Origin of the sequence: Paraburkholderia sp. (assembly GCF_036488505.1) — a bacterium.
Lineage (GTDB): Bacteria > Pseudomonadota > Gammaproteobacteria > Burkholderiales > Burkholderiaceae > Paraburkholderia.
Genome location: NZ_DASXHN010000474.1, coordinates 1 through 8,648, shown reverse-complemented (window position 1 = coordinate 8,648; position 8,648 = coordinate 1). Strand labels below are relative to the sequence as shown.

General features: G+C 65.2%; 8 protein-coding genes and 1 pseudogene. 3 read left to right on the top strand and 6 right to left on the bottom strand.

Going from position 1 to position 8,648, the window contains the following annotated elements:
* The 4 genes and pseudogenes from VGH68_RS27405 to VGH68_RS27390 form a co-directional block, all read right to left on the bottom strand.
* A partial coding sequence (locus VGH68_RS27405) for an ABC transporter ATP-binding protein (protein ID WP_331606862.1) occupies positions 1-522 on the bottom strand: 522 nt, incomplete at its 3' end.
* Between the two features lie 23 nt (positions 523-545).
* On the bottom strand, positions 546-1,436 hold the full coding sequence (locus tag VGH68_RS27400) for an ABC transporter permease (RefSeq protein WP_331606861.1): 891 nt from the start codon (positions 1,434-1,436) through the stop codon (positions 546-548).
* Positions 1,433-2,404, bottom strand: a complete 972-nt coding sequence (locus VGH68_RS27395) for an ABC transporter permease (RefSeq protein ID WP_331606863.1) — start codon at positions 2,402-2,404, stop codon at positions 1,433-1,435. The genes VGH68_RS27400 and VGH68_RS27395 overlap by 4 nt, the downstream gene beginning before the upstream one ends.
* Positions 2,405-2,409: 5 nt before the next feature.
* Positions 2,410-3,504: pseudogene (locus tag VGH68_RS27390) on the bottom strand (ABC transporter substrate-binding protein).
* Positions 3,505-3,997: 493 nt separating this feature from the next.
* Here VGH68_RS27390 and VGH68_RS27385 point away from each other — a divergent pair.
* Positions 3,998-4,888 (top strand): LysR substrate-binding domain-containing protein, encoded by an 891-nt coding sequence (locus VGH68_RS27385; RefSeq protein WP_331606860.1) that lies wholly within the window; start codon positions 3,998-4,000, stop codon positions 4,886-4,888.
* A 112-nt stretch (positions 4,889-5,000) separates the two neighbouring features.
* On the opposite strand, the gene VGH68_RS27380 is transcribed toward VGH68_RS27385, so the two are convergent.
* Together VGH68_RS27380 and VGH68_RS27375 are read right to left on the bottom strand one after the other, a co-directional pair.
* Entirely contained in the window at positions 5,001-6,083 is a 1,083-nt protein-coding gene (locus VGH68_RS27380) for an ionic transporter y4hA (RefSeq protein ID WP_331606859.1), read from the bottom strand.
* Between the two features lie 413 nt (positions 6,084-6,496).
* A complete protein-coding gene (locus tag VGH68_RS27375; protein WP_331606858.1) occupies positions 6,497-6,856 on the bottom strand; it encodes a BON domain-containing protein in 360 nt (119 codons plus the stop codon).
* A gap of 335 nt (positions 6,857-7,191) precedes the next feature.
* Here VGH68_RS27375 and VGH68_RS27370 point away from each other — a divergent pair, with 335 nt between their 5' ends.
* Together VGH68_RS27370 and VGH68_RS27365 are read left to right on the top strand one after the other, a co-directional pair.
* Positions 7,192-7,830 carry a DNA-3-methyladenine glycosylase gene (locus VGH68_RS27370; protein WP_331606857.1) on the top strand — a complete coding sequence of 213 codons (639 nt, stop codon included), beginning with the start codon at positions 7,192-7,194 and terminating at the stop codon, positions 7,828-7,830.
* Between the two features lie 242 nt (positions 7,831-8,072).
* The gene (locus VGH68_RS27365; protein WP_331606855.1) at positions 8,073-8,414 is read left to right on the top strand and encodes a DUF4148 domain-containing protein; all 342 of its coding nucleotides are present in this window, start codon (positions 8,073-8,075) and stop codon (positions 8,412-8,414) included.
* Positions 8,415-8,648: the final 234 nt, after the last annotated feature.

Genomic DNA, 8,648 nt, shown 5'->3' with positions numbered 1-8,648 from the left:
GACCTGCATCGCTTCGCGCAGCTTCGCGTCGAGCGCGGACAGCGGTTCGTCGAGCAACAACAGTTGCGGTTCCGACGCGATCGCGCGCGCAATCGCGACGCGCTGCCGCTGGCCGCCCGATAGCTGCGTGACCGGCCGGTTTGCCATATGCGGCAACTGGATCAGCTCCAGCAGTTCGGCGACGCGGCGCGTTTGTTTGTCTTTCGCGAGCTTGCGCAGCTTCAGCGGATACGCGACGTTTTGCGCGACCGTCATATGCGGAAACAGCGCGAGCGACTGGAACACCATGCCGAAGTCGCGCCGGTTCGCGGGCAAACGCGTGATATCGCGGCCGGCGAGATGAAGGCTTCCGGAAGTCGGGGTTTCGAGTCCGGCGATCATCCTCAGCAGGGTGGTCTTGCCGCAGCCGGACGGGCCGAGAAAGCACACGAGCTTGCCGTCGGGCACGCTCAGATCGACGTTGTCGACGGCGTGCACCGCGCCGAAGCGCCGCGTGAGCGCCTGCAGGGTCAGGTGGGTCATCGAAGACTCCAGCGCGGGGGAACTCAAAGCGCAACCCCTTCGTCGCCGATCAGCTTTTCCAGCAGCCAGATCAGCGCGAAGTCGATCGCGACGATAAACACGGCGAAACAGAACACGGTCGGATCGAGCGACGACACCGTGCGGCTATACAGCCACACCGGCAGCGTCATCGTATCGATGCTGTACAGGAAGAACGTGACGGTGAACTCGTTGAACGACACGATGAACGCGAACAGCATGCCGGCGAGAATGCCGGGGCGCATCAGCGGCAACACCACGTCGAGCAGCGCGCGGGTGGGACTCGCGCCCATCACGCAGGCCGCTTCTTCGAATTCCGGGCCGATCGACGCAACCGACGCCGCGCAGTTCTTCACGGTAAACGGCAACGCGAGGATCACATGCGCGATGATCAGCCGTCCGACGCCGAGTTCGACCGGCAGCGCGTTGAACACCAGCAGCAGCGACAGGCCGAGCATTACGAGCGGATAGACGAGCGGCAGCGCGACCAGCTGCTCGACCGCGGGTTGCCCGCGAAAGCAGTAGCGGCTCAGCGCATACGCGGCCGGCACCGACACTAGCGTCGCGATCAGCATCGTCGAGAACGCGACGACGAGGCTCGTGGTCAGCGCCGCGCCCATCGACAGCGTATCCGTCGCATCGGGCGATACGAAGCTGTGCCATGCGGCGCGATACCAGTGCAGGCTGTACGCGTGCGGCGGAAAGTCGAGCGTGTCGGCGGCGCTGAACGACATCACGATCATCGTCAGGATCGGCAACGCGGCGACAAACAGCACGACGCCCGCGACCAGCGCGCTTACGCGGCCGAGCTGGCCGGGCATCGTCTGCGGCCTGCGCGGCCAGCGCGGCGAACGCGGTGCCGGATGCCGCAGGCGGGAACTGGGTAGCGTGCTCATCCGTGAGGCTCCGCATTGAGACGTTGAGTGCGGCGCACCAGCCGTTGCGACAGCGCCATCACGCTTAGCGTCGCGATCATCAGCACGACGCCGGAGGCGGACGCGGCCGGCCAGTTCAGCAGCGGCGCGACCTGATCATGGACCAGCACCGCGAGCATCGGTACGCGCCGGCCGCCGAGCAGCAACGGCACCGCGAACGCACTCGCGTTGTACGCGAATACCAGCAGCGCACCCGACACGAGGCCGGGCATCGCGAGCGGCAGCAGTACATGACGCAGCGTTTGCCAGCGCGTCGCGCCGAGCGTCGCGGCGGCTTCCTCGTAGGAGATCGACACCGCGCGCATCGCGCTGGACAGCGGCAGCACGGCGAGCGGAAACGCGGTCTGGATCAGCCCGAGCAGCACGCCCTGCTCGCGATACAGCCACATCACCGGACGCTCGACGAGCCCGCTGCCGAGCAGCGCGTGATTGAGCAGTCCAGCCGGGCCAAGAATCACGAGCCAGCCATAGCCTTGCAGCAGCAGATTGACGAGCAGCGGCAGCAGCACGCCCGCGAGCAGCAGCCGCCGCGCGAGCCGCGACCTGGTGCGCGCCATCGCTAGCGCGACGGGAATCGCCAGCAGTACCGCGAAGATCATGCTCTGGAACGCGAGCCGCAGCGTCAGCCACAACGACTTGATGAAGTAGCCGTCGACCAGGTCCGCGTAGTTCTGCAGCGTGAAGCCGCGCCATTCGTGACCGGCGCTGCCGAAGCTCATGCGCAGCACGACCAGTGCCGCCGCGCCGAGCACCGCGAGAAACAGCAGGATCGGTGCGAGCAGCAGCCAGGGGCGCGCCTTCGCGAGCGCGCTCGTCGTGGCGGGTGCGGCCGCGGCCGACACGAGTGCGGCGGCCGCGGCGCCCCGCGCGGGGCCCGCTGCCGCCTCGTCCGGCATCATCGCGGCACGCTGCGACCAGCGCGCGAGTATCGCGTTCACGCCGAGAAGATTTCCGTGTAGCGCTTGATCCATGCCGGCTGCACGGCGGCCAGCGCCTTGTCGTCATGCAGCACCGCTTTCTCGGCGATCTGCTGCGGGCTCGGCACGAACGCGCGGCTTTCGGCCGGAATCACCGCTTTGGAATTGACCGGGCCGTTCAGCACGTCGGCGGCCATGCGGCCCTGCACGCCCGCGTCGAGCGAATGATTGATGAACGCGTGGATCAGATCGGCATCGCCCGGATGCGCTTTCGGGATCACCGTAAACATCAGCTGCGTCGCGAAGCCTTCCTACATGCCATAGGTCACGCCCATCTTGTACTCGGGCTTGCGGATCTGGTCTGGGAAAAAGGCCGGCGAATAGATGCCGCCGATATCGAGCGAGCCGGTGCGAAACAGGTCGGCGACCTGGTTCGGGTTCTCACCGAGCGTCATCACGTGATCCTTCAACTGGGCGAGCTTCTTGAAGCCTGGCTCGATGTTCTGCTGCGAACCGCCGTTCATCTTCGCGGCGATGATCGCGAGGTCGACCGCCTCGGCCCATTCGGGCGGCGGCAGGAACATGCGCCCCGCGTACTTCGGATCCCACAACGCCTCGTAGGACGACGGCGGCGTCTTCACCGTCGCGGTGTTGTAGATCAGCCCGTCCGACCACAGCAGATAGCCGACGCCGAAACCGTTCGCGCCGGTGCGGTATGGCGGCGCGACGTCCTTCAGGTTCGGCAGGCGGTCCAGATCCGGCTTCATCAGCAGGCCGGCGTCCGCGAGCCCCGCTGCGCCCACGCCCGCGAGCGTGATCACGTCGTAGGTCGGGCGCTCGCCGCTCGCCTTGAGCTTGGCGACCATGCCGGAGGTGCCGTCGGCGCGGTCCGCGACCACCTTCGCACCGGTCTTCGCGGCGAAGGTCGCGGCGATATTGCGCAGCGCGGCCGTGCCGGTATCGTCCGACCATGTGAGGATGCGCAGCGTCTTGCCGCTGAAGTTGTGCTCCTGCGCGCGCAGGTTCAGAAACGGCATCGGCAGCGCGGACGCCGCGAGCACCGTGCCGAGCGTCTTGATGGCCTGCCTTCTACCCCGTTTGATCTGTTGCATGGCGGTCTCCTGAGTTGGACGCCCGTTGCCGATGAATCGCCGTGACCGCTGCGGGATATAACCGCGCGTGAATGCACTGTAGGTTTGCCAAAAACCCTCAACAATCGAAATATGCGCATGGACCGCATGACCTGAGCTCATGGCTCGGGGCGCCCGGATGCAGCCAGGCGCGGTTCAGTCATGCGGCCAGAGCCGGCAGACGATCGCGCATCCGGGTTAACGTCCATCTCCGGCGGATCGGTGTATTTCGGTGCGCAGGTATGAGCAAAGCGGGGTGCTGGCGACGCTCGCGGCGGCTTTTTTGCACCGCCCTGGTGCGGGCGGCCGCGCACGGTGCCGATTCGTACCGCGCATGAGCCGAATGCATAGGGGCGTACCCGCGATCCGGCTCGTGCGGACGGGACCGACCGCGTATTCTGTCGGCTTGACGGGCGCGGCGGCAAATCGCGCCGCCGCGTCCGCCCAATGCATTTTTCTGATCGTGGACATGCCGATGCGACGCCTTCCGCCACTCAACGCGCTGCACATTTTCGAGACCGTCGCACGCCATCGCAGCTTCACGCGCGCCGCCGACCACCTGTGCCTGACGCAAGGCGCGGTCAGCCGGCAGATCATCGCGCTCGAGGAGTACTACAAATTCCCGCTGTTCAAGCGTCACGCGAAGGGGCTGACGCTGACCGCCGAAGGCGAAATGCTGCTGCCGGCCGTCAAGGAGAGCTTTGCGCGCATCGAGGAAATGTCGCTGCGGCTCACCAGGCAGCGCACCGATCTCGCGCTGAAGGTGCCGACCTGCGTGATGCGCTGGATGCTGCCGAAAATCATGCGCTTCCAGTCCGAACATCCGGATCTGCACGTGCAGATCACGACGACGTGGCAGCACGACGTCGATTTCCACGGCGAACCGTTCGATGCGGCGATCATCTACGGATCGTCGCCGGGCGCGGACGTGCAGGCGGTGTCGCTGTTCGAGGAGCGTCTGACGCCGGTCTGCACGCCCGAGCTGCTGAAAAGCAAGCCGCTCGACCAGGTGGCCGACCTTGCGCGCCATACGCTGCTGCATCCGACGCGCGATCATCGCGACTGGAAGATCTGGCTGGCGAAAGTCGCGGAAACAGACGGGGGCGCAGCGGCGGTCGACGCTGAACTGGGCCCCAGTTTCGACACGCTCGATATGGCGACCAATGCGGCCGCGCAAGGCTTCGGCGTCGCGATCAGCGACCTCGCGCTGATCGACGAGGACGTCGCGGCAAGGCGTCTGGTGCGGCCGTTCGATACGGTGCTCAAAACCGGCTGGCGATACTACTTCGTTTATCCGGATTCAGTCGCGCAGCAGCAGAAGCTGAATCTGTTTCGCGACTGGATCGTCGAGCATTGGGAGGACTGACCCGGGTGTGACCGACGGTTGGCGCCAGGCGCCGCCACCGGTGCTGGCCGGCTGCCGCTGGCAATCGCTTTCACGCATGCATCGGCCACGCGCATCGATGCGCATCTCCGGGTTACGGCGCGAACGATAGAAACAGATACGCGGCGAACAGCGACAGATGCACCGCGCCTTGCAGGATCGTCGTGCGTCCGGTGCTGAGCGTCAGCGTGCCGACCACGAGCGTGAGCGCGAGCAGCACCATTTCCTTGCCGCTGATGCCGAGCACGATCGGCTGGCCGATATACAGGAACACCGCCGCGACGGTCGGGATGGTCAGGCCGATGCTGGCGAGCGCCGAGCCGAGCGCGAGGTTCAGACTCGTCTGCAGCCGATCGCCGCGCGCCGCGCGTACCGCGGCGAGCCCTTCGGGCAACAGCACCAGCGCGGCAATCACGATACCGACCACCGCGGGCGGCGCGCCTGCGTTCAGCACCGCGCTTTCGACCACCGGCGACAACACCTTCGCAAGCAGCACCACGGCGACGAGGCTCACCAGCAGCAACGCGCCGCTGATCAGCGCGTCGCGACTGCGGGGTGGCTCGGCGTGGACGTCTTCGTCGGGCACGTCGGCGAGAAAGTAATCGCGATGGCGTACGGTTTGCACGAATACGAACACGCAATACAGCACCAACGACGATATCCCCGCGAACGCCAGTTGCGAGCTCGACAGGACGGGGCCGACGTTGGTCGTGGTGAAGTTCGGCATCACCAGCGTCAGCACGGACAGCGAGGCGAGCACTGCCAGCGCCGCCGCCGCGCCGCGGCTTTGAAAATCCTGTTCGAGGTGGTGAATGCCGCCCACCAGCAGACACAGTCCGACGATCCCGTTACAGACGATCATCACCGCGGCGAACACGGTGTCGCGCGCGAGACCGGCTTTCTCGGGACCGGAGGTCAGCATCACGGAAACGATTAGCGCGACTTCGATGACCGTCACGGCGACCGCCAGCACCAGCGTGCCGAACGGCTCGCCGATGCGATGCGCGACCACTTCCGCATGGTGGACGGCGGTAAAGACCACCGCGCACAGCGCGACGCCGACCAGCGACAGCAGCAGTGCGTTGCCGGGCAACGCATAGGCAGCGCCGAGCACGATCCAGCCGACGAACGGCACGACGAGAGTCCAACGGGGCAACATGGTCGTGGGCGAGGTCATTCGGACGTCCTTTGCATGCGGGTGGATGACGGCGACGCTACCGGCTTTCGGGGCTGCGGAACCTGCTAAATGGCTTTAAAAGTAAGCGATAACGGCTTGATCGACAAGGGGATTGCAAAACGAGCAAGGGTCAAGTGTCGCTGCAAGCCTGCGTGCGACGGAGGCCCCGCTGCCGCGCGCGCGATAGCTCGTCGAACGGGGTTCATTGTGCAACTGCAGGATCGGTTAAGCGCGGGGCGGCGCGTCGGACGCGCCGAAAAGGTCGTGGCGCCGGTCCATCGCGATGGGTTTGCTGGGTCGTGAGCCGGGTCGCGCGCGGTGTCAAACACCGGATAAGACGTTGAGGGGCGCCGGTACCCGTTGATCCGGATGCCGGCGCAGCATGCTTGCCTACAGGAACTTCAGCGGCCGGCTTACTGACCGATCTCGCGGATCGTCAGCGCATTGTGCACCGACGTCACACCCGGCACCTTCTGCGCGGTGGTGGTCGCGAGTTCGATCATCTGCTGCTCCGGCACCGAGCCGGCCAGCGTCACCGCGCCGTCGCGTGCACGAACGGTGACGTTCGACACGGACAGACCCTTCGTCTTCGCGAGCGCACTGCGGACCTTCCGCGACAGGGCGCGGTTGGCCGCGCGAACCTGCTTCGTGGTCGGCGCCGAAGCCCCCGGCGCTGCCGTCGCGGATGCGTCGTTGTTTTGCGCGTACGCGTTGAGGGACGCGAGAACGACTAGTGCGCCGCCGATCATCTTGGTTGCCGGGAATGCTTTCATTCGACTTCTCCTGTTGTCATAGGTACATCAGTTCCCCGGGTGGGGCCGATAGTTACACCAGCGGGTACAGCGGGATTCGATTCGAATGATACGGGCACAGCAGCCGTGCGGATGCGGCTGGAAATGGATCCAGCCGAGTGGCGCGAGGCTGGGAAGCCAACAGCCCAAAGAAGACGTGTTGCGGCCGATCACACACGATACAACAATTAGTGCCATGTTGACTTGGGCGGGCGTGAAAATGCGGCTTCGCCACAACGGATAGGCTAGACGAGACTGGGCAATGGCGTGGGATGACGAAGCCCCGTTCCGCCACACCTTCGAACAACGGACGACGTATGCGAAACGAGCTTCTTCCGATCCGGCCACTGCGCCGCGACGATCTGCCGGTCGATACGGTGGAACTGGCGCGCTTCATGGTCGGCAAATACCTCGTGCACGATCTGCCCGAAGGACGTATCAGCGGACGCATCGTCGAGACCGAGGCGTATCCGGTCGGTGATTCGACGAGCCATGCGTTTATCGGCCGCCGCCCGCATAACGGCTCGATGTTTCTCGCGCGCGGCCATGCGTATGTGCGCCTGACTTACGGGCTGTCGTACATGCTCAACATGTCGTCCGAAACGGCGGAGGTCGGCGCGGGTATTCTGTTGCGCGCAGTCGAGCCGCTCGAGGGACTGCCGTTGATCGAAGCGCGCCGCCCCGGCGTGCCGCTGCGCGATCTCGCGCGCGGGCCGGGCCGGCTCACGGTTGCGTTCGGCGTCGATCAGGCGTTCGATGGACGCGACCTCTGCACCGGCTGCGGTCTATGGATCGGCGTGATCGAGACGGGCAACGCGGCGGTCGGCGTGACAACGCGCATTGGTCTGTCGCGCGAGATGCATCGGCCGCTGCGCTTTTTCGAGCCGGGAAGTGCGTTCGTCAGTGGGCCGCGCAAGCTGTTGCTGATGCCGCCCTCGCCACCGTCAGGCGCGTGAGATCGCGCGCGGTTGCAGCGAGCCGACCGCACGAGGTTACGATTCCGCCAACTGTTACGGCATGCTTGCTGCATCGAGGCAGACGGGGCAATGTTTCCCGCCAACTATTGCGACGAAGACAATTATGTATCTCGAAATTAAGGGTTTTCCCTTGGAGGTGCGGTGACTAAACTGAAGTTAATCGCTTGCGCAACAGTGCGAAAAGCGATGCGACAGATAAAACACATTGGAGGTAAGTCATCATGAAATCGCTCTTCAAGGCAGTTGCCATCGCAGCAGTTCTCGCAGCGCCGGTCGTTTCTTTCGCGCAGTCGAGCCAGCAGCCCGTCACCCGCGCGGAAGTCCGCAACCAGCTGATCCAACTCGAACAGGCCGGTTATAGCCCGGCGACGTCGAACGACTCCAGCTACCCGGGCGACATCCAGGCCGCGGAACGGCGCGTACAGGCGCAGAATCCGAGCGTCGCGCAAACGCAGCCCACCGCCGATACCAGCGGTTACGGCGCGCCAATGAACGGCACTTCGCAGTCGGGTGGCGCGGTTCAGCCGATGAGCGGCCAGCACGGCGTTTATTTCGGTAACTGATTGCGGCGTGCTGAGCAGGCAAGCCGTGCGCGCGACACCTATGCGCACGCATGGCTTCACACTACCTAACGATTCAATCCCGCGCGACGCGCGAATGCACCGGCAGCGTGTCGTTCGTGCGCGCGTTGTGTTCAGTTCGAAGGAACCTCCGCTGCCGCAAGGTGGCTTGGCCCAAGCTCCTAGAGGTTGGGCCTTTTTTGCGCCGTTTTTTCGCGCCGGCCATCGCGGCGGCGT

What these genes read in the sequence shown, in the direction of transcription:
- VGH68_RS27370 (WP_331606857.1), top strand. Translation starts at nt 7,192, where the DNA reads ATGCGAAACGAGCTTCTTCCGATCCGGCCACTGCGCCGCGACGATCTG.
- VGH68_RS27380 (WP_331606859.1), bottom strand. Translation starts at nt 6,083, where the DNA reads ATGACCTCGCCCACGACCATGTTGCCCCGTTGGACTCTCGTCGTGCCG.
- VGH68_RS27385 (WP_331606860.1), top strand. Translation starts at nt 3,998, where the DNA reads ATGCGACGCCTTCCGCCACTCAACGCGCTGCACATTTTCGAGACCGTC.
- VGH68_RS27375 (WP_331606858.1), bottom strand. Translation starts at nt 6,856, where the DNA reads ATGAAAGCATTCCCGGCAACCAAGATGATCGGCGGCGCACTAGTCGTT.
- VGH68_RS27365 (WP_331606855.1), top strand. Translation starts at nt 8,073, where the DNA reads ATGAAATCGCTCTTCAAGGCAGTTGCCATCGCAGCAGTTCTCGCAGCG.
- VGH68_RS27400 (WP_331606861.1), bottom strand. Translation starts at nt 1,436, where the DNA reads ATGAGCACGCTACCCAGTTCCCGCCTGCGGCATCCGGCACCGCGTTCG.